This is a genomic window from Magnetococcales bacterium (assembly GCA_015231175.1).
Classification (GTDB): Bacteria; Pseudomonadota; Magnetococcia; order Magnetococcales; family DC0425bin3; genus HA3dbin3.
The window spans coordinates 13678-40329 of the sequence record JADGBZ010000014.1; the positions used below are offsets into that span (position 1 = coordinate 13678).

21 protein-coding genes are annotated in these 26652 nt (G+C 58.7%); 8 read left to right on the plus strand and 13 right to left on the minus strand.

The genetic code is table 11. The annotated features are described in order from the left end of the window. The first annotated feature begins 168 nt into the window (after positions 1 to 168). Positions 169 to 684, plus strand: a complete 516-nt coding sequence (locus tag HQL63_05155) for a hypothetical protein (GenBank protein MBF0176222.1) — start codon at positions 169 to 171, stop codon at positions 682 to 684. Here HQL63_05155 and HQL63_05160 read toward each other — a convergent pair. Next, positions 573 to 2288, minus strand: coding sequence for a hypothetical protein (locus tag HQL63_05160; protein MBF0176223.1), 1716 nt, complete (start codon positions 2286 to 2288; stop codon positions 573 to 575). The two genes, HQL63_05155 and HQL63_05160, sit on opposite strands and share 112 nt — an antisense overlap. 212 nt (positions 2289 to 2500) lie before the next feature. Between HQL63_05160 and HQL63_05165 the strand changes: the two genes are divergently transcribed. The 3 genes from HQL63_05165 to HQL63_05175 all read left to right on the plus strand — a co-directional run bounded on the left by HQL63_05165 (position 2501) and on the right by HQL63_05175 (position 9266). Then, the gene (locus HQL63_05165) at positions 2501 to 5125 is read left to right on the plus strand and encodes a glycosyltransferase (GenBank protein ID MBF0176224.1); all 2625 of its coding nucleotides are present in this window, start codon (positions 2501 to 2503) and stop codon (positions 5123 to 5125) included. A gap of 21 nt (positions 5126 to 5146) precedes the next feature. Next, positions 5147 to 7216, plus strand: a complete 2070-nt coding sequence (gene ligA / locus HQL63_05170; GenBank protein ID MBF0176225.1) for an NAD-dependent DNA ligase LigA — start codon at positions 5147 to 5149, stop codon at positions 7214 to 7216. 133 nt (positions 7217 to 7349) lie between these two features. Further along, positions 7350 to 9266, plus strand: coding sequence for an AAA family ATPase (locus HQL63_05175; GenBank protein ID MBF0176226.1), 1917 nt, complete (start codon positions 7350 to 7352; stop codon positions 9264 to 9266). Here HQL63_05175 and HQL63_05180 read toward each other — a convergent pair. Both HQL63_05180 and HQL63_05185 read right to left on the minus strand, forming a co-directional pair. After that, on the minus strand, positions 9256 to 10026 hold the full coding sequence (locus HQL63_05180) for an FkbM family methyltransferase (protein MBF0176227.1): 771 nt from the start codon (positions 10024 to 10026) through the stop codon (positions 9256 to 9258). The two genes, HQL63_05175 and HQL63_05180, sit on opposite strands and share 11 nt — an antisense overlap. Before the next feature lie 16 nt (positions 10027 to 10042). Then, positions 10043 to 10831 carry a M48 family metallopeptidase gene (locus HQL63_05185; protein ID MBF0176228.1) on the minus strand — a complete coding sequence of 263 codons (789 nt, stop codon included), beginning with the start codon at positions 10829 to 10831 and terminating at the stop codon, positions 10043 to 10045. Between the two features lie 165 nt (positions 10832 to 10996). Here HQL63_05185 and HQL63_05190 point away from each other — a divergent pair, with 165 nt between their 5' ends. Next, on the plus strand, positions 10997 to 12451 hold the full coding sequence (locus HQL63_05190) for a DUF4080 domain-containing protein (protein ID MBF0176229.1): 1455 nt from the start codon (positions 10997 to 10999) through the stop codon (positions 12449 to 12451). 32 nt (positions 12452 to 12483) lie between these two features. Here the strand turns inward: HQL63_05190 and HQL63_05195 are convergent, their stop codons facing one another. Beyond that, positions 12484 to 13335, minus strand: a complete 852-nt coding sequence (locus HQL63_05195) for a hypothetical protein (GenBank protein MBF0176230.1) — start codon at positions 13333 to 13335, stop codon at positions 12484 to 12486. A gap of 208 nt (positions 13336 to 13543) precedes the next feature. Between HQL63_05195 and HQL63_05200 the strand changes: the two genes are divergently transcribed. Together HQL63_05200 and HQL63_05205 are read left to right on the plus strand one after the other, a co-directional pair. Beyond that, positions 13544 to 13762: a YgdI/YgdR family lipoprotein gene (locus HQL63_05200; GenBank protein ID MBF0176231.1), complete on the plus strand. Its 219-nt coding sequence runs from the start codon at positions 13544 to 13546 to the stop codon at positions 13760 to 13762. A 57-nt stretch (positions 13763 to 13819) separates the two neighbouring features. Beyond that, on the plus strand, positions 13820 to 14188 hold the full coding sequence (locus HQL63_05205; protein MBF0176232.1) for a hypothetical protein: 369 nt from the start codon (positions 13820 to 13822) through the stop codon (positions 14186 to 14188). Between the two features lie 11 nt (positions 14189 to 14199). Here the strand turns inward: HQL63_05205 and HQL63_05210 are convergent, their stop codons facing one another. The 3 genes from HQL63_05210 to HQL63_05220 are packed head-to-tail and all read right to left on the minus strand — an operon-like array spanning position 14200 to position 19924. After that, on the minus strand, positions 14200 to 15357 hold the full coding sequence (locus HQL63_05210) for a DUF4922 domain-containing protein (GenBank protein ID MBF0176233.1): 1158 nt from the start codon (positions 15355 to 15357) through the stop codon (positions 14200 to 14202). A 38-nt stretch (positions 15358 to 15395) separates the two neighbouring features. After that, on the minus strand, positions 15396 to 17573 hold the full coding sequence (locus HQL63_05215) for a tetratricopeptide repeat protein (protein MBF0176234.1): 2178 nt from the start codon (positions 17571 to 17573) through the stop codon (positions 15396 to 15398). A gap of 14 nt (positions 17574 to 17587) precedes the next feature. After that, positions 17588 to 19924 carry a hypothetical protein gene (locus tag HQL63_05220; protein MBF0176235.1) on the minus strand — a complete coding sequence of 779 codons (2337 nt, stop codon included), beginning with the start codon at positions 19922 to 19924 and terminating at the stop codon, positions 17588 to 17590. A 340-nt stretch (positions 19925 to 20264) separates the two neighbouring features. Here HQL63_05220 and HQL63_05225 point away from each other — a divergent pair, with 340 nt between their 5' ends. Then, a complete protein-coding gene (locus HQL63_05225) occupies positions 20265 to 20663 on the plus strand; it encodes a response regulator (GenBank protein ID MBF0176236.1) in 399 nt (132 codons plus the stop codon). Between the two features lie 530 nt (positions 20664 to 21193). Here the strand turns inward: HQL63_05225 and cyoE are convergent. The 6 genes from cyoE to HQL63_05255 form a co-directional block, all read right to left on the minus strand. Next, on the minus strand, positions 21194 to 22057 hold the full coding sequence (gene cyoE / locus HQL63_05230) for a protoheme IX farnesyltransferase (protein MBF0176237.1): 864 nt from the start codon (positions 22055 to 22057) through the stop codon (positions 21194 to 21196). Positions 22058 to 22126: 69 nt separating this feature from the next. Further along, a complete protein-coding gene (locus tag HQL63_05235) occupies positions 22127 to 22279 on the minus strand; it encodes a hypothetical protein (GenBank protein MBF0176238.1) in 153 nt (50 codons plus the stop codon). Positions 22280 to 22350: 71 nt separating this feature from the next. After that, a complete protein-coding gene (locus HQL63_05240; protein ID MBF0176239.1) occupies positions 22351 to 23955 on the minus strand; it encodes a cbb3-type cytochrome c oxidase subunit I in 1605 nt (534 codons plus the stop codon). Between the two features lie 34 nt (positions 23956 to 23989). Continuing rightward, positions 23990 to 24727, minus strand: a complete 738-nt coding sequence (locus HQL63_05245; GenBank protein ID MBF0176240.1) for a hypothetical protein — start codon at positions 24725 to 24727, stop codon at positions 23990 to 23992. Continuing rightward, positions 24724 to 25572: an SCO family protein gene (locus HQL63_05250; protein ID MBF0176241.1), complete on the minus strand. Its 849-nt coding sequence runs from the start codon at positions 25570 to 25572 to the stop codon at positions 24724 to 24726. The genes HQL63_05245 and HQL63_05250 overlap by 4 nt, the downstream gene beginning before the upstream one ends. A gap of 11 nt (positions 25573 to 25583) precedes the next feature. Further along, positions 25584 to 26345: a heme-copper oxidase subunit III gene (locus HQL63_05255; protein MBF0176242.1), complete on the minus strand. Its 762-nt coding sequence runs from the start codon at positions 26343 to 26345 to the stop codon at positions 25584 to 25586. Between the last annotated feature and the right edge of the window lie 307 nt (positions 26346 to 26652).

A 26652-nucleotide genomic window follows, 5' to 3' on the forward strand; every position in this document is an offset into this window, starting at 1 on the left:
ATTTGATGTGCAGGCAAGCCATTAATCGGGGTCCAGGGGGCTGGCTCCCTGGCTTAGTCCAGGGCAGCGCCCTGGTGGGGTTCGGGGCGAAGCCCTGACAAAGGCTTTCATTTCCAAGATTTTCTTGAAAGAGTGCGGAATAATCACGAAAAGTGAACACTTCAAATCATGTCGGTTGAGCCAGTAGATACCGATCGAATCGGAGAGCAGGGGAGTGGCGCTCCGGCAGGTCCGAGAGTGGTTGTTGATGGGAGTGATGGCATGCAAATGGTTTTGTTGCAGAGAGTGTTGGCCAGCCCGATACCGCGCACCCTGCTGGGGGCCGGGGTGACGGCGCTGGTGGCCTGTGTGATTCGTTTTGCCTGGGTGGAGCCGCAAGCCATTGGCCTGCTGTGCCAGGGGGGCTCCGTTCCCTGGTGGTGCGGGTTGCGGGAGGTGTTGGGCATGGTTTTTTACTTCAGGATATTGGGGTGGCTGGCCATCGTTGCGGCTCTTTTGGCCCACCTGTTTCCTGGTCGTGCGCGCATCTGGGGCCGTTGGGCCGTACATCTGGGCGTTTTGGGGTTGGTGTTCTACAACGCACTGGGGGGTGCCGTGGGGGTTGTCGTGGGGGTGCTTGCGCTGGCGGCGGATGAGGTGTCCACTCCCGGCAGGGCCGGGTCATCGGTTTTGCCGGTCAGGTGATGCCACTCTGACCGCAGGAGAGCCCGCAGGGGCCAGGCGAGCAGGAGCAACTCGGCACTCCAGGCCATCGCCTCCAGGTTCAGAGGGGTTTCCACGGCCATTCCGAGAGTGGCACATGCCACCAGGATGGCGGCCAGCCAGGCTTCCATGGGGTGGCGGCCTGTCGGCGTCCGGTTCCATAACAACAGGGCCGGCGCCAGAAACATGGCGAGGGGAAAATCCCGGTAGCGGCCATCCATCACCAGGGGCAGGGCCAGGATGGAGGCCGTCACCAAAGTGACGGACCGCACCCCACCCCAAAGCAGGTCGGGTGTTGTCGGGGGTTTTCCGGGGGGGCGCCTGCGCAACAACCAGGCGCGTACCGCAGCCATGTCGGTTGGCATGGCCCGGCTCCACCGGCTGTCCGGGATGACCAGAACCAGACCCAGCAGGATCAGGGCGATCAGCATGAGGCCCCCTCCCGCCAGGCCCCAGAACCAATCCAGCGGTGTGCCGGCGGCTGCGATCAACTGCCGGCCATGGAGATAGACCAAGGTCACCGCGCCATGACCCAAAGTCGCCACAAGCGGGGGACGCCACCAGGGCATGGCGGCGCGGCGCGTCTTTTTCAGCAGGAGGGCGGAGAGAAGGGCGCCGACACCCAGCAGCCAGGGCCAGTAAGGGTGTTCACGGACCGGGCCGGTCAGGGAAAACTTAAGGTGTCTGTCGCCAGTGAAAAGCCCCCAATGTCCTCCAACGGTCCCCTCCTGAAAGCGCTTCCAGGGTTGATCAAAGGCCTCGATGAGGTTGTAGGGAACCCCCTTGTGCCAGGTCAGGGCGATAAACTCCCGAATGAAACGGGCCTGGTTGACCACGCTGGGAACGGCCTGTTTGCGGCTACGTCCTGCGCTGGGCCAACCGGTCTCGCCGATGAGAATCTTCTTGCCGGGAAAGGCGGCCTGCACCTCGGCTAAAATTTTGGTGACATGTTGCAGGGACTGGGCGACCGAGACCGGTTCATCTTCCCAGTAGGGGAGGATGTGGATGGTCAAAAAATCCACATGTTCGGCCACCTCGGGATTTTTCAACCAAAACTCCCAAACATCGGCATAGGTCAAAGGCAAGGGAGTTTGCCGCCGCACCTCCTGAATGATGTGTATCAGCCCCCGGGCATCCTGTTCCTTGCGCAGCAGGACTTCGTTGCCGACGATGATGGCCCGTATGGATTGTGAGTGTAAAGCGGCTGCGGTTAGGGTAGAATGGATCTCCAGCGCGTTGTCCTTGGCCTCTCGGCCAATCCAGATGCCCAACAACAGTTTCATGTCGTGTTGCCGGGCCCATGGCACGACGGCGTCGACGCCCATGCGGGTGGAGTAGGTTCGCACGCAGTCGGTGTGGGGAGCCAACAGGGCCAGATCCTCCTGAATTTGTTCCAGAGGGATGACCAGGGTCGCGTCCGAGGGGGCTTGGTTGCCCCGGAAGGGGGCGTAGGAGAGGCACTGGAAACGGGCTCCCGGCACATCGGGCAGGTCGACGCCGCTTCCCGCCAGATACCATCCCCCCCATGCGATCAGGAGGAGAACCCACCAGGCTGACCAAAGCAGGCGTGCGCACGATGGATTCATGACAGTGGCGGATCATGGGGCATCATGATGGAGCCGGTTTTTTCCGTCTTGAGTCGGTTGGATGCGCAGGGGGTTGGCATGTTGATTGGAATCCTTTTTGCAAGGTCGCCGGGGCTGATGTCTGAACCTTACTGATAACCGAACCGCGTTCCCTTTTCCACCCATTTTCGTCCTCCATGACCATGAGCAGCATGTCGCCATCCGAAGTCGCAATGCGTCGTGTCAACGCGGTTGTCGTGACCGTGGCCAGTCTCCTGACCATTTGTTTATGGGCGGTGACCAACTGGCCTCTCTCGGCTCCACCCTGGCCGGACAAGGTGGCCGGCGTGGCCTATTCTCCCTTCCAGGCAGACGACAATCCCATTGAGAACCGTTACCCGAGTGTCGAGGAGATCGATGCCGACCTGGCCATGTTTCAGGACAAGGTCAGTTCGGTGCGTGTCTATGGCGTGGATGGGACATTGAGCGAGATTCCGCGCCTGGCCAGAAAGTATGACCTCTCCGTCACCATGGGCACATGGTTGGATCAAAACAACCTGGAGTTGACCGATACACATATTGCCCAGTTGATCCAGTTGACGCATGCCAACAGCAATATCGTCCGGGTCATTGTGGGCAACGAGTCCTTGTTGCGGGGGGATTTCAATGTCAACGCTATGATTGCCTATCTTGACCGGGTCCGCGCTGCCCTGCCCAACGTCCCGGTGAGTACCGCCGAACCTTGGCACATCTGGGTCAAGTATCCGCAGTTGGTGGACCACGTCGATTATATCGCGGCCCACTTCCTGCCCTATTGGGAAGGGGTCGCCCTGGAAGCGGCGGTGGATCACGTTTATGCCACTCGGCAGATTCTGGCCAAGACCTATCCCGGAAAGCGCATCTTCATGGCTGAGGTGGGGTGGCCCAGCAACGCCCGCCTGCGCAAGCAAGCGGCGGCCAGCGTGGCCAATGAAGCTCTGTTCCTGCGTCGATTTTTGGCCCGTGCCACCGAAAACAACGATGATTACAACTTGATGGAGGCCTTTGACCAGACCTGGAAGGTCTTCACCGAAGGGAGTGTGGGCGCTTACTGGGGAATCTGGGACGTCCACCGCAAAAGCAAGATTGCCATGGATGGTCCTATTGTCGCCATTCCGCACTGGCCATGGTTGGCGGCTGCGGCCATTGCCATCGGCGCGGCCTGCTATTTGTTGTTGCTGTGGGATGGGGCCTTTTTCAACATTCAGGGGCGGCTTTTTCTGTGTGGGGTGGCTTTTCTCAGCAGTAACACCATGGTCTGGATCGCCAACGACTATTTGGATCAGTATGTCACCTTTAAAACCATAGCCGTGGGTTTATTGTTGGGAATCGGGTTTCTGGGCGTCTTTCTGGTGTTGCTGACCGAGGCGCACGAAACCGCCGAGACGCGGTGGGTGTTTCAGCGGCGGCGCATGTTTCACCCGGTGTTGACACGTCTCACGGAACAGACCACCCCCAGCCTGCCCAAAGTTTCCATCCATGTCCCGGCCTACAACGAGCCGCCCGACATGATGATCGACACCTTGAACGCCCTGGCGAAGCTTGACTACCCCGACTATGAGGTGTTGGTCATCGACAACAATACGGCTGATCCCGGGGTCTGGCAGCCCGTGGAGGCCCATTGTCAGACCCTGGGATCCCGCTTCCGCTTTTTTCATGTGGCCCCTCTCAAGGGATTCAAGGCCGGGGCGCTCAACCATGTCACGGCCCTGACCGCCCCGGATGCGGAGATCATTGCCGTGATCGACTCCGACTACCAGGTCTCCCCCTCCTGGCTGAAGGATCTGGTGCCCTATTTTGCCCGCCCGGAGATCGGCCTGGTACAGGCGCCCCAGGATTATCGGGACAGCAAGGAAAATCCTTTCAAGTCGATGTGCTATTACGAATACAAGGGCTTCTTCCATATCGGCATGGTGACCCGCAATGATCGCAATGCCATCATACAGCATGGCACCATGACCATGATCCGCACCCGCCTGCTCAAGGAGTTGGGGGGATGGGCGGAGTGGTGCATCACCGAGGATGCGGAGTTGGGCCTGCGGGTGTTGGAGAAAGGGTTCGAGTCGGTCTACATCAAGGACAGTTACGGCAAGGGTTTGATGCCCGACACCTTCGTCGATTACAAAAAACAGCGCTTTCGCTGGGCCTATGGCGCCTTGCAGATCATTCGTCGCCATTTTCGGGAGATCCTGCTGGGGGAGAAATCCTCGGCCTTGACCGGGGGGCAACGTTATCACTTCATGGCGGGCTGGTTGCCGTGGCTGGCCGATGGCATCAACCTGTTCTATACCGTGGCGGCCATCATCTGGTCCATCGCCATCGTTCTGTTTCCCAAGCATGTCGATACACCGTATGCCATCTTCGTCACCCCGCCGGTGTTGCTTTTCATCTTCAAGGTGGTGAAGATGATCTACCTCTATCGTACCGAAATCGGGGTGACCAGGCGGCACACCCTTGCCGCAGCCCTTTCAGGCCTGGCCCTCTCCCATACCATTGCCAGGGCGATGATCACCGGCGTCCTGACCACGGAACGGCCCTTTTTCCGCACCCCCAAATGTGAAAACCGTCCGGCCATGGTCCGTGCCCTCTACGACTCCATGGAGGAGCTGCTTCTGCTGCTTTTTCTGTGGTTGTCGGCTGTAGGGGTCGCGTTGGTCCAGGGGGAGGAGATGCCCAGCGCGTATATCTGGTCGGCTGCGCTTTTCATTCAATCTCTTCCTTATGCGGCGGCGGTTGTGGTGGCCTTGATCAACGCCCTGCCCAAACCGTTGATGAACTGGGTCTACCGCTTCCGGAAGTGGTCGGCGCAGTGGGGATGAGGTCGGGGAACGGGGAAGAGCATGGAGAGGCAGGAATCCTTGGCGGCGGCAGGGCAAAATCCGGACCGCCTTCAGCCTACTTCTGCGCAACGGCGCCAGATTGAAATGTTGCGCAACCAGTTGCGGCATCATGGTTACCGCTATCACGTTTTGGATGATCCGGAAATTTCGGATGGCGCCTATGATCAGCTTTTTCAGGAGTTGGTCGGTCTGGAGGCCCGCTTTCCGGAGCTGGTGACGCCTGATTCGCCGACACAGAGGGTCGGCGCGGCCCCGTTGGCTGCCTTTGCGCCGGTTGCTCATGGCATGCCCATGCTCTCTCTCGACAACGCCTTCAGCAGTGAGGATGTGGTGGAGTTCGACCGGCGGGTCCGGGAGGGGTTGGGCAGAACGGATGTCATGGTTTACATGGCCGAACCCAAGGTGGATGGATTGGCGATTGGGCTGGTTTACCGCAGCGGGGTCTTGATACGGGCGGCCACCCGGGGCGATGGGCACACCGGGGAGGAGGTTACCTCCCAGGTTCAGAGCCTCGCCGCCTTGCCACAGGTGTTGTCCGGGAGTGGCTGGCCGGAGCTGCTGGAGGTGCGTGCCGAAGTCTACATGCCCCTGGCGGCGTTTGCCGAGTACAACGAACGTGCCCGCGAACGGGGTGAACGCGCCTTTGCCAACCCGCGCAACGCCGCTGCCGGAAGTTTGCGCCAACTGGATGCCCAGGTGACCGCCAAGAGACCGTTGACTCTGTTTTGTCACGGTTTGGGCCAGGTGACGGGCGGAGTTGTGCCGGATGCCCACCACGAGGTACTGGAGCAACTGGTTGCCTGGGGTCTGCCGGTGTGTCCAGAGCGCATGGTGGTGACAGGTGTCGAGGGGTGTCTGGCGTTTTATCGCACCTTGTTGGCGCAGCGCGATCGACTGGACTACGAAATCGACGGCGTCGTCTACAAGGTCGACTCCCGTGCGGATCGGGATCTTCTGGGCGCCCTTTCCCGGACGCCACGTTGGGCGGTGGCGCACAAATTTCCAGGCCGCGAAGCGGTCACTCGGGTGCGGGCCGTGGAAATTCAGGTCGGTCGCACGGGGGCCTTGACCCCGGTGGCCCGTCTTGAACCGGTCGCCGTGGGGGGGGTGACGATCACCAATGCCACGCTGCACAATTTTCAAGAGTTGCAACGCAAGGATGTGCGTGTGGGCGACCAGGTTCGCGTGCGCCGGGCGGGGGATGTCATCCCGGAGGTGGTGGAGGTGGTGGCAACACAGACATCACGCCCGGAGGTACTGACCTGTCCGGAACAGTGTCCCGTCTGCACCGCCCCCGTGCTCCAGGAGTCTGGTGAGGTGATCGCCCGATGTTCCGGCGGGTTGAGCTGTCCGGCGCAGCGGCGCGAGGCTATTCGCCATTTTGCCTCCCGCCGTGCCCTGGATATTGAGGGGCTGGGTGAAAAACTCGTCGATTCTCTTCTCCAGGCTGGCCTGATCGTCACTGTCGCCGATTTGTACACTCTGGCGGCGAAACGCCAGGAACTGACCGCTCTGGAGCGGATGGGTGACAAGTCGGCGGACAATCTTTTGCAGGCCCTTGCGGTGAGCCGGACCCATGGCCTGGAACGATTTCTCTTTGCCTTGGGGATTCGTGAAGTAGGGGAGGCCACGGCCCGCAATCTCGCTGCCCATTTCAAAACCTTGGCCGCACTGGAAGCGGCCAGTCTGGAAGAGTTGGAGGGGGTTCCCGATGTGGGGCCCAAGGTGGCAGCACAGATCCGGGGATTTTTGCACGCCGCAGGTAATCGGGACGTGTTGGCGCGCTTGAAAAGGGAGAGCGATGCCTGGCAACTCTGGTCCGAGAATCGTGCGGGCAGCGCACGCACCCTGGAAGGTCAAACCGTGGTGTTGACAGGCACATTACAAAGCATGGGACGCCCTCAGGCCAAGGCCAGGCTGGAAGCCCTTGGCGCCAAGGTTTCCGGCAGTGTTTCCCGTCGCACGGATTTTGTGGTGGCCGGGAGTGATCCGGGCGCCAAATTAACCCGTGCCAGGGAGTTGGGGGTCGCTGTGCTGGATGAGGCCGCTTTCCTGGAAAAAATCAAATAACGGCATTTTGGCTCTTTTTTTGCTTGACTTTGCCTGCGTTCGACCGCTGGGGCGGGTATGATGAGCCCGGCAGTGGAGTCATGCGTAAACTTGTTGTCGTCACACATGATGTTCATGGAATGGTGGTGAGACCATGTATTTGACCCACTTCGGATTGCAGCGGCCCCCTTTCTCCCTGACGCCGGATACCGAGCTGTTTTTTGGTGGCGGAGAGCGGGATGCAACCCTGGAAGGACTCCAACAGGCCATTCAGGCCGGCGAGGGGATCATCAAAGTGACGGGTGAGGTGGGCAGTGGCAAAACCATGCTCTGCCGTGCGCTTTGTCAGCGTCTGCCCGAAACGGTGGATGTGGCCATGCTGCTGAACCCAAATATTCCGCCTGATCAGATTGTGCCGACTGTCTTGCGGGAATTTCGTCTGACACCGGCAGCCTCCCAAGATCGGTGGGCCGACCAGCACCTCCTGCTGAACCATCTGGTCGACCTGCACCGCAACGGTCGCCATGCCTTGGTATTGGTGGAAGAGGCCCAGAGCATGCCTATTGCTTCGCTGGAGGAGTTGCGCCTGTTGAGCAACTTTGAGACCTCCCGCACCAAGTTGTTCCAGATCATCCTGTTTGGCCAGCCTGAGTTGGATCAGATGTTGTCGGCGCCGGAAAACCGGCAGATCATGGAGCGCGTCTCCTCCAGTTTCCACCTGCCGCCTTTGACAAGACGTGATACGGGCCTTTACCTGCGGCACCGGCTGGAGGCGACCGGGCACGCCCATGGTGAGGTTTTCACCAATGGCGCTCTCTGGTTTTTGCACCGGACGGCCCAAGGTGGGCTCCGGCGTATCAATGTTTTGGCACACAAGGCGTTGATTGCGGCATTCTCCGACGCTTCGCCGAGGGTCAAGTTGCGGCATGTTCGCTCGGCCCTGGCGGCTAGTGACTATGCGATGGCAGCCCCCTTGTGGATGCGTCCGGTCCTGGTGGCCAGCTCCCTGGCCTTGGCGATCATCGGAGGTACGGTCCTGCACTCCCTGGCAAACACCCCCTGGGTGAGCGGCATTCCTGGTCAAGAGGCGACAGGCGTGGCCGAGCGTATGTTGGATAAGGGTGTTTCCGAACATGCCTCCTCCTCGGACGTGGCCGGGGGTATGCTGGATAAAGGTGTTTCCGAAGGTGTCTCCTCCGCTCCGCTCCCGGACTCTGTCCAGGTGGCCGCGCTGCCTCTTCCCGGGGCCGATGGTCTTCGGACCGGTACGAAGATCGGAACCGGTCCCGAGTCGGGTAACGCGGGACATGCACCCGAAAAAGTGGCGGATGCGGATGGAAAAAAGGTCACGCCCGCACCGGGGAAGATGGCTGACAAGAGCAGTGCGAAGAGCAGTCAACGTTCTGACAATGGCGGTCAGGCGAAAAAAGAGAAAGGGCAGTCACCGGGAAGTCAGGTGGCGTTGCCCTCCACGGATGATATTGTGTTTTCTGTCGCGACCGGCACTACGCCTTCTGCATCTCCGGGGCTGACGGGGAGTGACCGGGTGTCTGGCGCCCCGGCGCCGGCAGAGGTGACTGTCGTGCGCGATACGGCGGGCGAAAAAGATCAGGTGGCGCAAAAGCCGGCTGCCACGGAACCAGATAAAAAAATCTCATACGGTTTTGATGAAACGGAGCTGGGATTGCAGCCGGATCCCAAACAAAACTACCCCTATCTGAAAAGGGAAGATCCCCTGGCCGACAAAATCATCGCCTCCCATATCTGGGTCGAGACCAGCGAGAATGCGCATTTCACGATCCAGTTGATGATTCTCTCCCGTGACGATGGTCTTGCAACCCTGGAAAAGGATCTGGCCGGGCTTGGGCAACAGCTCGGGGGTCGGCGGGTGAACGTTGTCCGTCTGCGCGATGACCGTTTGCTCGTCTACCTGGATGAGTTTGCCACGCATAAGGAGGCCGAGGCGTTCATCGCCGCTCTTCCCGCTTCGCTCAAGGTCAACCAGCCGCTGGTCATTCCTTTGAAACAGGCCCGCGCCAGGGTGCACCGCAGCGCCAGGGTCAGCGGATAAAAGGCCAGTGGGGGTGGTTTTTCTCCCGGCTGCGGATGAAAATCAGGGATGGTCCGAGCATGTTGATCAACTCATAGCCCCGGTCGTGCAGGAAGAGATGGAGCGGCGATGCCAGCAGGTGAGACAGGTTGGGAAAATGTGCCTCCGCAATGATGACGGTGGGTGCGAATCGTTCCCAGTCGTTGGACTCCAGGACAGCGAGATCGTGGCCCTCTGCGTCCACGGAGAGGAGATCGATGTGGGTTCCTGCCGGGACGCTGTCCGACAGGATGGTGCGCAAGGAGCGGGAGTGCAGGGTCAAGGGGGTCCATGCATGGCCGGATTTGTTCTTGAATGCTTCGGCACGGGCCGGATCGACGGTGTTCATGGAACTCAGGCCGAAACAGTGGAAGGTCAACGATCTCTCCTGATTGGAGACCAGGGCCTGGATGTTGATATCACGTGGGCGGAAGCGCTGCAAAAGATGCACGGACCAGGGGGATGCGTCTATGTTGATGCCTCTCCACCCCCACCGATAAAGCAGATAGGTGTTGGATTCCCGGATGGGGTGGTGGGCGCCAACGTCCACATAGAATCCGACGGGCCTGTTTTGGAAGATGTTGGCCAGGATCACATCTTCACCGAATTCCGCGAAGGTGCGCTTTCCGCCCAAGCCGGGCAGGGAAATCTCCAGCCAAGCAGCCAGGGCTCTGGTACGATCCTCTCCCAGAACGTGTTGCAGAATGCGCCGTGATGTTTGTTTGATGGTGGCTGCTGACATGCGGCATTGTCCTTTATCATTCATGCGTCTGATAATAGCGCATCGCCTCGGGGATAACGCGGCGCAGGTTTTGGATGCGGCTTGTCGGCAGGGGATGGGTACTGAGCCACTCCATGTTTTTGCTGCCGTTGCCCTCAGCTGTGTTCATTCTCTCCCACAAGCCGATGGCCTCGCGTGGATCATAACCCGCCATGGCCATGAAAATGGTTCCCAGACGGTCCGCCTCTTCCTCGTGCAGACGGCTGAATGGCAACAGGGCGCCGTATTTTGCACCCAACCCGAAAGCCGAATTGAATAGTTCGCTTTGACCGGGAGAGAGCGAACTTAATGAACTGGCCAGTACCGTGGATCCCATTTTCACCAGCAGCTCCTGGCTCATGCGTTCGTTGCCATGGTTGGCCACTGCGTGGGCGATTTCGTGGCCCAACACGGCGGCAAGGCCGGCTTCATCGCGGGTTGTGGGCAGCAATCCCGAGAAGACCACCACCTTGCCGCCCGGGTAACAGGCCGCATTGCGATCCTTGCTTTCGACCAGGTTGAATGCCCACTTGTATCCTGCCAATCGGTTGGACATGCCCCGCTGGGTAAAGTAGCGCTCCACGGCATGTTCGACCCGGCGCCCGACCTGCTCAACCATGGCCGCCTCTTTGGTGCCCTGCAAAACCTTTTCATTCTTGAGCATTTTGTCGTAGGACTGGGATCCCAGGCTCAAAACCTGTTGCGCGGGAATCAGGGCCATCTGGTTGCGACCGGTGATGGGAACCGTCGCGCAGCCGGCCAACAGCAAACCGGCCAGGAGTCGCATGACCATGTGGCCAAAATATTTATCCATGGTGGAAACCTCTTATGTGTCTCGTTCACGTGTGCAGGGGGAGCATGCAACCTCTCGGGGGAAAAATCGAGGGGTTGAGAGCCTTTCTTGCAAGGGTTTTGCATCGTCACCCCATGCGTTACAACAGGGTTGCATGTCATGGTTGACATTCTATTGACCACCATCCATGCACGCTATCGGCATACCGCATACGGGTTGCGTTGTCTGCATGCCAATCTGGGTGATCTGGCCCATCGGGCCGCCATCCTGGAGTTTGATCTGGAGAGGACTCCGACAGAGATGGCCGAGGCCATTTTGGCGCGGCAGCCCCGCATGGTTGGCATCGGTGTTTACATTTGGAATGCGGAACCGACCCACAAGCTGGTGCAAATTCTGAAACGGCTGCGTCCCGACATGGTTCTGGTGCTGGGGGGGCCCGAAATCAGCCATGAAACATCGGATCAGCCCATGGCGGATCTGGCGGACTACGTTGTTGCAGGGGAAGGGGAAATCGTCTTTCGCGAGCTGTGCCGCCAGGTGTTGGCCGGGGGGAAAAATTTCGAGCATCTGGTGCGGGCGCCTTCCCCGGATGTCGGGCAGTTGCTCCCGGCCTACCCCCTCTATGACGGACGGGATATCCAGGAGCGGGTCATCTATGTCGAGGCCTCGCGGGGGTGTCCATTCAAGTGCGCCTTTTGTCTCTCCGCGCTGGATCAAGGGGTGCGCTCCTTCCCCCTTGCTCCGTTCCTGGCCCATATGGAGGCGTTGTTGCACCGGGGCGCCCGCCAGTTCAAGTTTATTGACCGAACTTTCAACCTGAAAACGACGACAGCCAAGGCCATTCTTGATTTTTTCTTCGCCCGGCAGAGGCCAGGGTTGTTTTTGCACTTTGAAGTGATTCCGGATCGGTTTCCCGCAGCCTTGCGGGAGAGCGTCAGCCGGTTTCCGGCTGGGACCATACAGTTCGAGGTCGGCTTGCAGAGCTTTGATGCGGAAGTTTTGGCGCGAATCGATCGCCTCCAGGATGTGCAACGGGCTGAGGAGAATCTGCTTTGGTTGCGGCGCCAGACGGGGGTTCACCTCCATACGGATCTCATTGTGGGGCTGCCAGGGGAGGATGTGTCCGGCTTTGCGGCAGGGTTTGATCGCTTGATGGCTTTGGATCCGCACGAAACTCAGGTGGGCATTCTCAAGCGTTTGCGGGGTGCGCCCTTGCAGCGCCACATCGAGCCGTTTCGCATGGTGTTCGCTCCCGATCCGCCCTACGAACTCCTGTGCAATGATCGTATTGATTTCATGACCATGCGCCGCCTGAAACGTTTTGCCCGTTACTGGGATCTGATCGGGAATTCCGGGCGATTTCCAGCCACGCGCACCTGCCTGTTCGGGGAAGGATCCCCTTTTGCCCGATTCATGGCCCTGGCGGATTGGCTCTACACCACGACAGGACAGACACATCGCATCGCCCTGCCACGACTTTACGATCTGGTCCGGTCAGGACTTGTCCAGGCCCTGGGGGTGGCGCCCAACGTGGCGGAAGCGGTTGTGCAAGCCGATCAATCCAGGAGTGGCAAGGGCCAGGGACCGCCACGGCAGAACCGCTCGGTTGCATGAGGAGGGTATGCAGGGCTCACGGGGGCTTTCCCCTACTTGATGGTGATGCTGCCCAAAAACTGGATCTCCTCGAATGTACGATTCAGGGTCTTGCTGGTAAAGTTGCGCATGACCGTGCCCGAGGTCCATGCGATAACCTGACCAGGATTGACCTGGGTGCTGGGAACCGCCAACCATGGACCTGTTCCACTGTCGAGCTGGATATAAGTGTAGCCTCCAGCCTGGAACACGGCGAACGCCTTGCCTTGGTTGGTCGAGGCGGATGCCGAGGTCTCCGGTCCGGATCCTGGAAGGATCTCATTGACCATCAACAGCATGGGGAAGGTCTGGTTCAGGCTTTTACTGAAATAATTGCGCATGACGGTGTATTGTCCCCAGTGGACCATGTCACCGGTTTTGACACTGAGACGGCTGGTGGCCAGCCACAGGGGCCACCCTTCGGTGTCAATGCGCACATAGGTGTAGCCGCCGGACTGGACCACATCCGCCACCTTGCCGGATTGTGGAATGGTCATGGTGCCGTTCGACTTTTTATTCGGATCAAGAGGCGTGGTCACGATGGGGGGCGCCGGGGTTTTGCGGGCATCCTTCGCCGCTGGGCCCGGACCACTCGTTTCGGGTTTCCCGCCGGCTTCTGGCGCAGAGGAAGCGACTGCCACCGATTTTCCGGCTGCGGTGTCTGGCGTCGCAACGGCCGGGGTTGGCTTTTTTTGTGCCCCTGGAGCGAGCAGCTGAATCGTGGTTATGCCATCCTTGTGCGAGACGGCTCCACCACTTGCCGGTGCATCGGGAGAGGCCGCCTCGGTCTTTTTTTCTTCCGATTTCGAGCAACCCGAAACCAGTGCCAACACAATGACCAAACCGACAACAGAAAATGTATGCATGGTGGATTTCCCGTCCGGGTGAGGGTGCGTTTCCGATGGTGTCAAATCCAAGCCTCCCGGGGGTGGAGCATACCGCAAGCGCACAGGCAAAGAAACGGCTCACCGAGTCGGTCCATTGAGTCCTGGCGCGAAAATCTGTAACCTCGGCGAACATCCACTCACTTCCCTGCCAGTTGGCGAACCAGGCGGGTACACGGGGATTGGCACAATGAAAAAAATCATGGCCTGTGGGCTGGCTTTTGGGGTCGCGTTGTTCCTGGTTGCCTGTAGCTCGAAACGGTACATCGTCGTCACCAACGAGGGGACGATTTACCACTCGGAGGGTAAGGTAGAGAGGGACGACGAAGGTTGGGTGAGCTTCAAAACGCCTGTCGGGAAGGAAATCCGTCTGCGGGAGAGCGTCATCCGTTCCATCAACGAGAATTGACCCCGACTGGCGGCTACGCCAGCGCCCGGCTGCGAAAGGGAGCTTGAAGAGAACATCATGGGACATCAGACAGCTTTTCTTGTTGCCGCCTTGCTGTTGGCGGGTTGCCAGAGCGTCCGTTATGACATGCGTCCCCCGACCTCCGAGGTGGGGCGTCTTTGTGTGACTCAGTGTGGCACGACGCGCGAAAGTTGCCGAGGCAACGAAATCATGCGCGCCAAGGGGGAGCAGGACGCATGCGAACGCCGCGCCAGAAACCAGGTGCGATCCTGTCTCAACTCAGCCGACTCGAAGGAGCAACGCAGCAAGTGTGAACGCGGCAAAAGCAGTTGCTACAGCCACGAAAACGACTCCCACTGCGACGAGGAGTATCGGGCCTGCTACAGGCAGTGCGGGGGAACGGTGACCAAGATCATCGAAAAATAAGAAAGTTGCGCTCATGGTTGAGAATGGGGATGACTGGCAAACGCTGCCTCCACCAGCTGCCACAGCTCCCTGGCGCGGGGGGCTTCCACGGAGGCAATGATCCGCTTCACGTAGTGGTAATCGACCTGCCCTTGGTCCAGATAGCGTTTTTCCTCTTCGGTGGCAAAGACAATCTCACCCAACAGCTCCAATCCGGCGATGATGCCGACCATGCCCGGGCCACGAGAGAAGGTCTTGTTGCGTGGAATGAAAAAGAGGTGATATTGACCCGGATTTTTCGGGTCCGGGGCGCCGATCAGGTTGGCGGAGAGGGAGTGTTTGTCGACGTAGAGCTGCTCCCAGAGGTCTGTCACCTTGACCACCTGGGCCACGATCTCCTCACTTGACCCATGGAAGTAGATGGCGGTGATCGGATAATCGGCAACCAGGCGTGGTGTGTTGGTGTGTCCGGAAGAGGCCCTGATGGTGGCCGCAGCGGACGCTTCGAGGGGAAACAGCCCTTGCCCTTCTGGCCGCTTGAAAAACTGGAAATGAAAATGGTGCGGGATGGTGGCTCCAGCTCCTTCGCCATTATAAAATCCCACATAACCCGGAAGATGATCCACGAAGTAGAGAAAATCCCGGACAATGCTTTCAATGCCGGGACGATTGCTCTTGCTGATTTCAGCCAGTTTGAGCCAGGATTGAGGTATGTGCGCAGCCGTGGCGATCGTGACATGGTTGGGCATGAGGGGGAATGGATTCATCCACATGATATAGTGGCGTTTTTCCTCGTTCCCCGGCACATCGGGATACAGGTCGTAGCCGATCTCGATGCCGCGCTGCTGCCAGTAGATGTTGTCCAGACACAGAAAACAGCCGCCATGGATGGATGTCGTGCCGGGTGGGGGGGCTTTGCGTCCGGCTCCGCCCTGACGCTGGCTGCGTTTGAGGTTGTATTGCACCAAAAAACTGTGGCGGGCGCCCGATTCACGAATGATTCGGTATTTGATGACATCGAGCAGATCATCTTGAATGAATCCGCGATCAAATTGTTGATCCTTGAGGGCCTCCACCACGGCTGTCAATCCGCCCGAGGCACGGATATCGTCCAGCCGCCCCTTGAGTGCGCGCCACAGGTCATCAAAACGGGAGCGGTTGAACGAGGTCATATCATGAACATCACGCACGATGGGCATCCTTGAAAAGGGTTGAAAGCACAAATTGTTCAACGCTGGGGCAGAATGACAGCATCCTTGATTCCCACGCGCTCCTTGACCAGGTGCAGGCCGTGTTCTGCCTGCGCCTCCGTGGCAAACGGGCCGCCATAGACACAAGTCATGGGGCCTTTTTTCTCCAGACGGACCTCCCTCCTGGCAACCGGGAGATCAAGGGGAGCCAGCCGTTTCAGGGCATCGGTCAAGTACTCGTTCTCTGTATAACACCCCACAGTGACCAGATAACTCTTTTTTTGGAGCAAGGGTTTCTCCTGGGGGAGCTGGTTCGATCTTGCCGGGGAAGGTTGGATATTTTTAACCGGTGCAGCGACTGTTTCTGGCATGGCCGGGGGAGGTTGGACGCTCTTAACCGGCGCAGCGACTGTTTTTGGCATCTCCGGGGGAGGTTGGACGCTTTTAACCGGCGCAGCGACTGTTTTTGGCATCTCCGGGGGAGGTTGGACGCTTTTAAACGGTGCAGCGACTGTTTTTGGCATGACTGGGGCGAGTGGCAGGGGGACAACCCGGTCCGGTTTCTCGACAGGGCCAGGCCCCGTTTGAGCAACGTTTTGTGATGTGTGGAGAGGTTTGTCTGGTTTGTCAGCCGGAGCCGGGGCTTGCGCCACGGCGGATGGTGCCGGGAGGGCGTTGGCCGGAGGTTTGTCCGGTTTGTCAGCCGGGGCCGGGGCTTGCGCCACGGCGGATGGTGCCGGGAGGGCGTTGGCCGCTCTCTCCGCTGGAACCGGGGTTTGGGCGGGAAGCGGCTGCACAGGGGTGGCCTGTTTCGGTTTTTCGGCAGGAATGGGGGTCTGTAGGGCCGTGATCAACGTGGTTTCCGGGGTGGATGCCGGCTGGGGCATGGTGGCCACGACGGGCAGTTCCAGGGGTTCCGGAAGGGGGTCCACATGCTGCCATGTGGCCAGCAGACTCGCATGCAGGAGTTGCCGCGTTGCCTGACGTGCGGTCCCGGGAACCAGATAATCCCGTTGAACCCGCCAAAGGGAGAGTGAGGCCGGGTCGCCACGAAAATAGTGTTCCGCCATGGCCAGGGCCTTGGCAAACTGCGCCTTGGCCAGCTCGGGTTTGTCCGTCATCTGGTAGAGGAGCCCCAGGCGGTTCAACATGTCCGGCACGGACAGAGGGGGGGAGCGATCCTGCTGGATGGTCCAGGTCATGGCCTCTTGCAGAAGGGTTATGGCCGACACCAGTTGTTGCTCTTCGATCTGGCACAAGGCCAGATGCAGCGTGACCTCCCCCCAGGGAGGTTGGGGAGGGGTACTGAGGGTCATCAGGGTGGCACGGGCGCGTTGCAACAAAGGTATGGCCTCGGCAAATCGGCCTGCATCCCCCAGCAGGCGGCCCAGATCGTGTAAAATCTTCACCAGAAGTTGCGGACGCGCGTGCGCCCCCTTTTCCCACAGGGTCAGGGCGTCGCGCAACCGGGCTTCGGCTTCGCCCGGTTGGTTGTTGGACAGGTGCAACGCCGCCTGAAGAAGGTAAACCTCGGCCACGCCGTCAGTCATGGGGTGTGACGGCTGGTTGAGTTGGGCCAGGGCCTGTTCCAGGTGCGCAGCGGCCTCCGACCGGTGGGCAACCTCGCCACCCTGTTGCCGTGCCAAACCGATATGGGCGTAGGCGAGCAGATGACGTATCCGGAGCAACGCCGGATGGTTGGGTGCAAGTGCCGCTGCCGTTTGTAGCCACGCCTCGCCCTGGGTCAAGACCTGGGAAAAATGGCCCCGGCCATAGGGGTTGAGGAGCCGTTTTTCTTGCAGGGAGAAGATGTGGGGCATGTGTTGTTGTGGATTTTGTTGCAAAATGCGCCAGGCACGCTCCAGCAGGGGTTCTGCTTGTGCCACATCGCCAGCTTCCGTGCAGGCATCAGCCAGAGATATAAGCGCGGGAACGGTGTCTGGATGGGACGGCCCATGCAGGCGGGTTGCTAGCCGCAGCGCTTCCCAGGCTGCCGCGATTGCGGGCTGCCGCACCGGGGCGCCTGTCCCCTGGGTGTGCGGCGTTGCCTCGGAAGCGGCACTCCAGGCAGAAGCTGCCAGGGGCAGGCCCAGCCACAAGACACCTCCAACCAGCCAGAGCCGCAGCCATGGGGGGTGGACCCCGTCGTGCCGAAGGTCTTTCTGGCGCCGGATTTGGGGCTGCGGACCGGGAACTCCGGCTGGACGATTATCCATGTTTTCCACGCCACTCAATGGTAAACCCCCGGCATGAGACGATTGATCTGGAGCATGACGACACGGGACTCATCCTGTAGGGTGTGCAATCTTGCCAGCGTCTCCGCATCGGGGGGTGTTTCGGCTGCCCCGATGGCATCCACCTCGGCAAGGATGGCCTCAGCTCTGGTTGTTGCAGCCTCCAGGGTGGCCTGGTAGGCGATGCGTCCCGGGGAATTTCCCGTGGGTTGCGACGGCGCCGAAATCGTTTCCCAAAGGGTGGTATTCCGTTTCAGAATGGTTTGCCGTAATTCACCGAATCGGTCATGCACCTCGCGCAGGATGGCTTGTTGGGCGGCGCGACGTTGCTCTTCCCGCAACGGTTCGCCCGCCTTTTCGGCTTCTCCATGCGGTGGGGGAGTCTCGCTCTGGGCCTGCTCCAGGGCGTCGGGAGCCTCGGCTGAGGGGGGTTCAGGGAGTGTGGCGGTGGCCTCGTCGCGGGTTTCTTCGGAAGCGGCAACCCCGGGGTGAGCCTCCTCCAAGTCCGCAGGGGCAGACAGATGGGAAGGGTTGGTTGGCGGGGGGAGGGCCAACGGTTTGAGCCCGGGAATGATCTCCGCCATCATGCGGGAGAAGTGGGTTTCCCACTGGGAGACAAACCGATGCAAAGCCTGCAACCGGGCATGGCAACGGGTGGCTTCCGGGGATTGGGGCGGCAGGTGCAGGTATTGCCAGGTGAGGTGCAAAGAGTCCCGAAGCGAGAAATTTTCCGGACTTTTCAGGCGAAAATCGATGTGCTCCAAGACATGCTGCAAGGCTTCCCGCAGACGCTTCCGGGTGACGGGGGGGAGGTTGCCGGAGATGCCCAAGGTTTCAGGATGCTGCAAAATTTGGTGGCAATGGTGATGGAACGCCTCCTCCCACTGCCGCAGAACAGCGGCGCACTCGGCAACCCTCGACCCGTTTTGGGTGGACATGTCCGCAATCCACGGACCGAAGAGCATGACATCGGGTACCACGATCAGCAAAGCCAGAAGAGTAAACAACCCATGCAGTAGAAGACCCTGCACGGCGTTGGATGGGTGCTCCCGTGGAGTGACCAACTGAGGAAATTTGAACAGGGTCGCACGCCAGGTGAGATAGTGTTGGATCTGTTGCACGGCGGGCAGCCCGGGTGTGACCTCGATGCCAAGGTTGATCCGGTGGGAGGAGGGGGGGCCGCCCAGTCTTTGCTCCAGGCGTTGCAGGAGGTCAAAACGGGCCGCAGCAATCTCCCGGAGCTCCTGGAGTTGGCGGGTTTGCAACGTGTGGCTCGCTTGCAGGAGGTACAGAACATGGCGGGTGAGCCGGTCGACCTGTGGTGGATCTGGCCCAAAAAGCGACGCCAACTCCCATGGGGCGACACGGGCCGGATCGGCCAGTTTCTGGAGATTTTTCATCTCCTGTTCGATTTGGTGGGCATTTTGTCGCAAACGTTGGTCATGGTCATGGGTCAGGTTGGCCAACCGTTCCCGGAGGGGAGGGGAGGTGGCCAGATTGGATTCCGCCAACAGTTGGTCCACAGTGTAGGCAAGGGGGTGGTTCACCAGCAGGGAGACATCGTTGACACCCTTTGCAAACCCCCCATGGATGGCAAAGTGCCGGCCCCAGTAACGCAAGGCTTGGAGAGGATCCTGGGTATCTCCTGGCTTGGCGGCGCGGGCGTCACGCTCATCCGGAATGGAGTCGAACCGGGTCAACAGTTGGGCCGCCTGTTGCTGCAAGACGGCCTGCATATCGTGCAGGGATGCGGGTTGCAGGGGGTGAGAGGCGTTGCGCGCCACGGTTTGGGAGAGTTCTGCCAGGATGGTGTCGATCTCCCGCTGAATCGCTGGTTGCCAGAGGAGGCGAGCCGTCAAACCTGTGTGAATGGCTTCCATGGCGAACAGGAGCGCAAAGGTGACCAGGGTGATCCAGAGGGGATTTTTCCTCCAGGCGAGACGAAAACCGGATCCCACCCGACCGGTCGTGGTCACACCATGCACGAGGCGTTTGTTGTAACTCAGGGCCAGAGTGGCCAGAGACAAGCCGCAGAGCCAGGCAGCGGAGAGACGCCACGTTTCGCCCAAGCCACCCGGAAGGATCCAGGAAAGGATATGGACAGCGGTTTCACTTTGCAGGAGATTGCTGATCCACCAGGCGGTGGTGAGGGAGATGACAAGAGAAAACAGCAGCAGCAAGGGAGGTCTGAGGGCAAAGGACCATTTTTCGGCGGTTTCGGCAAGACACCGGCCCCACGGCGTGGCATCGGAAGTCGGTTGCCAGATCTCTCGGTGGGTTCGCAACAGGGGCTTCGGTTTGGGGAGGATCCCCTCCGGCGCCGACGCAGCCATGATCCGGAACACCAGTTTTCCGAAGGCTATATGGAGGGGATTATGGGGGAGAGAGGCTTTTGTCATTATCCTGGGAAGCCAAGCCATACACCGGTTCCGGTTCCGAACACGTCGTCATGCTACCCCAGATGGGCCATGTCGTCAAACTTCAGTGGCGCCGGGCGTGACAGGTATCCACCAGACTCTGCCTCTTGGGCGGGCCTCGTGAGGAAGGTTCGTAGATAGGACATTGCAAAATATTGCGAAAAATGCTGAAAATGACCAGCAGTCGGAACTGGAGCAGGTTTTGTTGGTGCTGTTCCGAGAGGAGTCGTGGTTTGTGCAGGGAGATGGGGTACATATGAAGATTCTGATTGCCGACGATGAGGCCAACAATCGTATTCTTTTGGAGAATTTCCTCTCTCCCTACGGCAGTTGCGACTCCGTGGTCAACGGTTTGGCTGCCGTGGAGACCTTCGAGATGGCCGTGCGTGACGGCGCCCCCTATGATCTTGTTTGCCTGGACATCATGATGCCCGAGCTTGATGGCCAAAAGGCCCTGGTCAGGATTCGCAAGCTGGAGTCCGAGTTGCGCAGCGATGGCCGGGAAGCGGCCATCTTCATGATCACCGCCCTGGATGTCGAAGAACATATGCTTCGGGCCTTCCTGATCGGTGGCTGTACCGACTATCTGATCAAACCCATCACCAGCCGGAAAGTGGTGGAAAAGCTGCGACAGCATCGGATCATTCCCGTGTAGGTGATGTTGGCGCCGTGTCCATCCTTGCCTGTGGAGCACCCAATCCCGCGTCAGATTGAAACGGCTCTTTTCGTCGATATCAAGGTCGCTGTTTACCACCCGGCCACGCATCAAGGGCGAGGGTGCTGAATTGTTGTCCATTCAGCGCGGTTGATCCGCCAGGTAAAAGGATGGTAACCATTCAGGTAACTATCCAGACCCTTTCAAGAAAAGCCTGGATAGGAAAGCCTTTGTCAGGGCTTTGCCCCGAATCCCACCAGGACTCTGTCCTAGTGGCTCAACCGACATGATTTGAAGTGTTCACTTTTCGTGACTATTCCGCACTCTTTCAAGAAAAGCTTGGAAATGAAAGCCTTTGTCAGGGCTTCGCCCCGAACCCCGCCAGGGCGCTGCCCTGGACCCGCCAGAGAGCCAGCCCCCTGGACCCCGATTCATGGCTTACCTGCACATCAAATCAACACGGTTGAGCCACTAGGCCCTGCCAGGGAGCCAGCCCCCTGGACCCCAATTCGTGGCCGGGTGGTGAATCGTTACAAAGGATACGCCAGAGAGGTGTCCAGGATGATGGCCAGGAAGAGTCCCCCCAGATATTTCATGGAGGCGAGAAAATTACTCCAGCCCAACGCGGGGGTGGGAGAGCGGAGCAGCCGTAAACTGGACCAGATGAAGAAGGCGCCTGCCAAGAGACAACCCATCAGATAGATTTGTCCCAGTTCACCGAATACCCAGGGAAGGAGAGAGGAACCCACGAGCAGAAGGGTATTGAGGAGGATCACCCGTGCGGCGCGTTCCTCGCCGACCAGGACCGGCAACATGGGGACGCCGACCCGTTGATAATCCTCCTTGAGGTGGATGGCGAGGCTCCAAAAATGGGAAGGGGTCCAGAAGAAAAGAATCAGGGCCAGAAAGAGCGGCAGGGCGCACAGCTCAGGACGGACAGAGGCGGCACCGGCGAGGATGGCAAAACTTCCCGCCAATCCCCCGAAGACAATGTTCAACCAGGAGCGGCGCTTGAGCCAGACGGTATAGACCACGGCATAAAAAAATGCTCCCAGAAACAGATGAAGAGAGACGATGGGATTGAAAATCCAGGACGCCATGAGGGTGCTGCTGACCAGCAAACCCGCCGCCAGCCACAAAGCCCGCTTGGGGTCGCCCAGAACACCGGTGACGAGGGGGCGGTGAGATGTGCGGCTCATGTGCCGGTCGATATCCCGGTCGTAATAGTGATTAAAGACCGCCGAGCTGGAGGAACCGAGAATCATCACCAGCACCAGCAGTCCCAAATGGTCCCATTGCACGGCAGGGGTCACGGCGATATAGGCCACAACAGCCGTCAAGGCTATCATGCCGCCGATGCGTAATTTCATAAGCTCAACATAATTCCGAATCATGGTGATTTTATCTGTCCCGTGCCGGCGAGGGGAAATGGGTCCGGTCACCACCGGATGACAAGAGAGAGGTCAGGGACCGTAATGGGAGACCTTCCAATACAGAGACACATAAACGGTCAAGGCGAGGAGAAACAGAAAACCACCCAGAATCCACTTGCCCCGGGGGGGGAGGGGGGGAGGCGCGGATGGGGGATTGTTTGGCTCGGACTGTTGGCTGTTCATGGAGATATTCCAGATGGGGGCCGGTACGTCCTCCCCCTCCAGAAGAGGAGGGGGAGAGTGTCTGGGTCAGGCTATTTCTTGGTGTAGGTGTAGGGGTGCCAATCAGGGCCGACGACCACATCCTTGGGGAAGTTGCCGGGGCCGGGAGGGCTGGGGCAGTGGGTCCACTCCAGGGAACCGGATCTCCAAGGATTTTCCGGAGCCTTCTCGCCACCAATGGCGCTCATGATCCAGTTGAGGATCGTGATGGCCATACCGATGAAGACGATAAACGCACCCAAGGTGGCTACCTTGTGGAAGGGCTCGAACTGGGGAAACATTTGATAGTCATAGTAGCGGCGCGGCATGCCCTGAACGCCGATCCAGAAGAGGGGATAAAAGGTGACATGAACGCCGATAATGTTGAACCAGAAGCCAATCTTACCCCATTTGGCATTGGCGAAGCGTCCGGTCATTTTCGGGAACCAGTGGTACACGGCAGCGAAAACGGTGAAGGCAGCAAAGATGCCCATGATAAAGTGGAAATGGGCATGGACGAAGGATGTTTCCGAAAGGTGTACGTCCAGAACCGTCATGGCCAGCGGAATACCGGTCAAGCCGCCGACGAGGAAGAGGAAGAGGCAACCGACGGCATAGTACATGGCCACGGTGAAGTGAATGGCGCCCCGATAGAGCGTGCCAAACATGGAGATGGTCAACAGGCCGACCGGGACAGAGATCAAGAGGGTGGAGACCATCTGGCCAATACGAATCCAGTCCGGCATGCCGGAGATGTAGAGGTGGTGAACCCACACTTCACCGGAGATCAGGACGATGCCCCACATGCCACCGTACACGGCGACCTTGTAGTTGAACACCATGTTCCGGGCACAGGTGGAGAGAACCTCGAAAAGGATGCCCAGGGCAGGCAACAGGATGACATACACGGCCGGATGCGAGTAGAACCAGAAAAGGTTTTGATAGAGCAGGACGTCGCCACCGGCTGACGGATCGAAAAAGTGTGTGCCGAGATATTTATCAAACAGCAGCATGGTGACGGCAGAGGCCAGCACAGGAACGAAAATGAGCTGGATGACGAAGGCGGTCACGGTGGACCAGACAAACATGTTCAGCTTGTTCCAGGTCACGCCCGGGGCGCGCATGTAGATCACGGTAACCAGAAAGTTGACGGCGCCCAGGATGGAGGCGAAACCCAGAAGGTGAACCGTGAAGACGTAAAGGGCGGTGTTGCCGGCGGTCATGATGGAGTAGGGCGGGTAGCCGGTCCACATGACATCAGGCGCGTCAGACACAATGAAGGTCAGGAGGGCGAGGACAATGCCGCCGAAGAAGAGCCAGACGCTCAAGGCATTGATCCGGGGAAAGGCCACGTCCTTGGCCCCGATCATCAGGGGGAGAAAATAGTTGGCCGCAAAGCCGGTCAGGCCGGGGATGAGAAAGCCCAGGATCATGGCGGCGCCGTGGAAGTAGAGCCACACGTTGTATTGATCGCCACCGGTATTGGTGTTGAGAAGGGTTGGCCCAAGGCTGGACTGTTCGAGGCGAATCAGGACGGCCATAAGACCGGCAATGGCAAAGGCGGCCATGGAGCCGATGAGGTACAAAACGCCGATACGTTTGTGATCCGTGGTAAATACCCACTCTTTCAAACTGAATCCCGAGGATGATGCACTCATTTTTTGATATCTCCCAGTTGCGATGACGCCGGAATCAGACCTTGTTGCCCTTCTTTTTCAGCCATTGCTCAAATTCGGCTGGGGGAACGGCCCGGACCGGGGCATACATGTTCGCATGATTGGTGCCACAGTATTCCACACAGGTCACAAAACCGGTTCTGTCCTCCTCTTTGGGGTAGAACCATATGTAGGTGATGCGACCGGGCATCACGTCTTCCTTGACCCGATATTTGACGAGCCCGAAGGAGTGCAGCACGTCCCGGGATGTCATCCGCAGAACCACGGGCTGCCCGACGGGAACAACCAGTCCGTCGCCCTCTTTGGCGTCGACATAGTAGGTGGATTTGGTGCCATCCGCATACTCGAACTCCCAGTTCCACATGCTGGCGGTCACCTTGACCTCAAGGGCATTGGCCGGCACCTTGCGGTAAATATTCCAAACAGTCCAACCCTTGGCGGCCAGGAAGAAGTCGTCCGCCATGAAGATGAAGGCGGGAACCATGGCCCAGGCCCACATCTGGGCACGGGAGAGAGTCGGGCCGCTCCCCACGTCATCCGGTGATTTTGCACGATATTTGTAAACCCAATAGGCACCCAGGATGGCGAACACCATGCCCATAATACCGATGTCGATCAAAAGCTCATGCCATAAATTGTCCCACTCGACGACCGGGTCGATGATCTTGCCCGGCTCTCCCGCAGCGGTTGCGCTGAGCGGCAAAGCAAGCAAGGCTGTTCCCAGCCCAATGGGTAAATTGAACATCTTTTTCATATGCCCGATCCTTCTTTCTTATGTTTGTGACGAATCTTGTAATAGAACACTGACACCACAAGCATGCTGATTCCGAACAAAAAAGCGCCAACCCCGACAAAAACGGGTATATTGTAGGTGTACCGGCCTTCCTTGTAATTGTAACTGTAGCAAAGAGAGATGGCATAATTGAGAAACTCGTGAGGCTTGATCTCTCCTTGCCGCGCTTCCATCAGGGCGATCTGCATATCCAGGGTGGAGTTGACCTGTAGGTACAGGTAGCGCGATATCCGGCCTTCGTTGGTCAGAATGATAGCCACATTGGGGTGATAGAAAATCTTGTCCTGCGTTGCCCAGAAAAATTTAAAACCGGTCTTGCCCGTGACATCCTTGATGCGGGCGGGGTCGGCAAGCCTGGCAAACGTCCATCCAGGCTTGAGCTCAGGTGGGATGTGGAGCTTGTCTATGAACCTGGTCATCGTCTCCTGCGTATCGGCCTTGTCGAAGGAGATGGTCAGAACCCGATAATCCTCCCCGGCTCGCATGGTCTTGACGACCCGCTCCAACAAGGCGATGACCTCCCCATTGACAGCCGAACAACTCCCGTCACACTGGTAGTAGGAGAAGACCAGAACGAGCGGCTTTCCGATCATGTCGCCAAACTTGAAACTCTTTCCTGCCTGATCGATCAACACCACATCCTGTTCCGGTTTGATACCCAGAAACTGCTTCTCGTCAATCCGAAAGAGCTCATGGTCCAGCTCCGATTCCTTCTGACGAAAATACTCGGCATGGGATGTCCCCGGGATGCCCAGGAACGTCCATGCCATGAGCCAGAAAAGGAGATGTCGGGAAAGCTGCGGCATTTCCCGTGCTCTTACCAGTAGTACACTTGGCTGGCGACGAAAAACCAGACAACGTCGACAAAGTGCCAGTACATGCCGGCGCAGAAGACAAAATACTTGTTGGTCTTGCCAAACAGAGCCGGAATCAACACAGCCAGGAACACACCGAGGCCAACGATCACATGGGAGGCATGGAAACCGGTGATGGAGTAGAAAGCCGTGCTGTAGGCGTTGGTCGAAGGGGCGAATCCCAGGTGCAGCAGATGATTGTATTCGTAGACGGTGCAACCAAGGAAGGCAAGACCGAGCAGAACCGTCAAAAAGAGCCAACTGCGAAATCCGCCAAGGTCACCATGGTCCATTTTGACTTCGGCGACGTGGTAGGTCACGCTGGAGGTGACCAGAATGATGGTCATCAATACCGGCAGAGAGAGGTTCATGTGTTCCGGGGTGCCGGCTGGGGGCCAGGTCGCGGCGGAAAGACGCATGGTCCAGTAGCTGACAAAAAGACCCAGGAAGATGAAGACTTCCGATATGATAAACACCGGCAGGGCAGAGGGAGAGACACCCTCGATCAAAGGTTTGTGCGAAAGCCCCTCAGAGACCCATTTGGCCACGCCAACCAGCAGGAGCGGGGTGCCAATCCCGGCCAGAATGGAGGCCAGCGACGGATTGTTGTAGACAAACCACGCGACAAACGTTGACGGAACGGCCAAAACAATCCCGATGGTCAGCACCATCGGTGCCCAACTGTACTCCCAGTGATGCGTGTGCTCCGCAGCATGATTCGACATGTGACCTCCTTGAATGGCCAGTGCGCCCTATTTTGTGATCCTGGTGAAATCAAAATTTTTTTATGTCTATCATTGCCCCCCCCCGAAGTCAATTACATTTTCCGCCTGCGCCGAGGTTTGTCGATGATTCTCCCTGCGGCATGAAAAGCTCGTGACAAAAAATCGGGATGCGATATATGTTATTATGTAAAATCAATAATTTAACATAATGTCATTCTGCCGAACGCCACAGGCGCCGGACCCAATGGCAGGCCATTTATCCCAGGACGGGGGAAACTGTGTTGGGGATCGTGGCGTGTTATCGTGA

Bases quoted from the DNA above. Each gene is read 5' to 3' on its own strand.
- HQL63_05190 (MBF0176229.1), top strand. From the start codon at position 10,997: ATGGTTGACATTCTATTGACCACCATCCATGCACGCTATCGGCATACC.
- HQL63_05195 (MBF0176230.1), bottom strand. From the start codon at position 13,335: ATGCATACATTTTCTGTTGTCGGTTTGGTCATTGTGTTGGCACTGGTT.
- HQL63_05215 (MBF0176234.1), bottom strand. From the start codon at position 17,573: ATGGATAATCGTCCAGCCGGAGTTCCCGGTCCGCAGCCCCAAATCCGG.
- HQL63_05205 (MBF0176232.1), top strand. From the start codon at position 13,820: ATGGGACATCAGACAGCTTTTCTTGTTGCCGCCTTGCTGTTGGCGGGT.
- HQL63_05225 (MBF0176236.1), top strand. From the start codon at position 20,265: ATGAAGATTCTGATTGCCGACGATGAGGCCAACAATCGTATTCTTTTG.
- HQL63_05160 (MBF0176223.1), bottom strand. From the start codon at position 2,288: ATGAATCCATCGTGCGCACGCCTGCTTTGGTCAGCCTGGTGGGTTCTC.
- HQL63_05175 (MBF0176226.1), top strand. From the start codon at position 7,350: ATGTATTTGACCCACTTCGGATTGCAGCGGCCCCCTTTCTCCCTGACG.
- HQL63_05245 (MBF0176240.1), bottom strand. From the start codon at position 24,727: ATGAAAAAGATGTTCAATTTACCCATTGGGCTGGGAACAGCCTTGCTT.
- HQL63_05220 (MBF0176235.1), bottom strand. From the start codon at position 19,924: ATGGCTGCGTCGGCGCCGGAGGGGATCCTCCCCAAACCGAAGCCCCTG.
- HQL63_05165 (MBF0176224.1), top strand. From the start codon at position 2,501: ATGCGTCGTGTCAACGCGGTTGTCGTGACCGTGGCCAGTCTCCTGACC.
- HQL63_05185 (MBF0176228.1), bottom strand. From the start codon at position 10,831: ATGCGACTCCTGGCCGGTTTGCTGTTGGCCGGCTGCGCGACGGTTCCC.
- cyoE (MBF0176237.1), bottom strand. From the start codon at position 22,057: ATGATTCGGAATTATGTTGAGCTTATGAAATTACGCATCGGCGGCATG.
- ligA (MBF0176225.1), top strand. From the start codon at position 5,147: ATGGAGAGGCAGGAATCCTTGGCGGCGGCAGGGCAAAATCCGGACCGC.
- HQL63_05255 (MBF0176242.1), bottom strand. From the start codon at position 26,345: ATGTCGAATCATGCTGCGGAGCACACGCATCACTGGGAGTACAGTTGG.
- HQL63_05200 (MBF0176231.1), top strand. From the start codon at position 13,544: ATGAAAAAAATCATGGCCTGTGGGCTGGCTTTTGGGGTCGCGTTGTTC.
- HQL63_05235 (MBF0176238.1), bottom strand. From the start codon at position 22,279: ATGAACAGCCAACAGTCCGAGCCAAACAATCCCCCATCCGCGCCTCCC.
- HQL63_05180 (MBF0176227.1), bottom strand. From the start codon at position 10,026: ATGTCAGCAGCCACCATCAAACAAACATCACGGCGCATTCTGCAACAC.
- HQL63_05155 (MBF0176222.1), top strand. From the start codon at position 169: ATGTCGGTTGAGCCAGTAGATACCGATCGAATCGGAGAGCAGGGGAGT.
- HQL63_05240 (MBF0176239.1), bottom strand. From the start codon at position 23,955: ATGAGTGCATCATCCTCGGGATTCAGTTTGAAAGAGTGGGTATTTACC.
- HQL63_05250 (MBF0176241.1), bottom strand. From the start codon at position 25,572: ATGCCGCAGCTTTCCCGACATCTCCTTTTCTGGCTCATGGCATGGACG.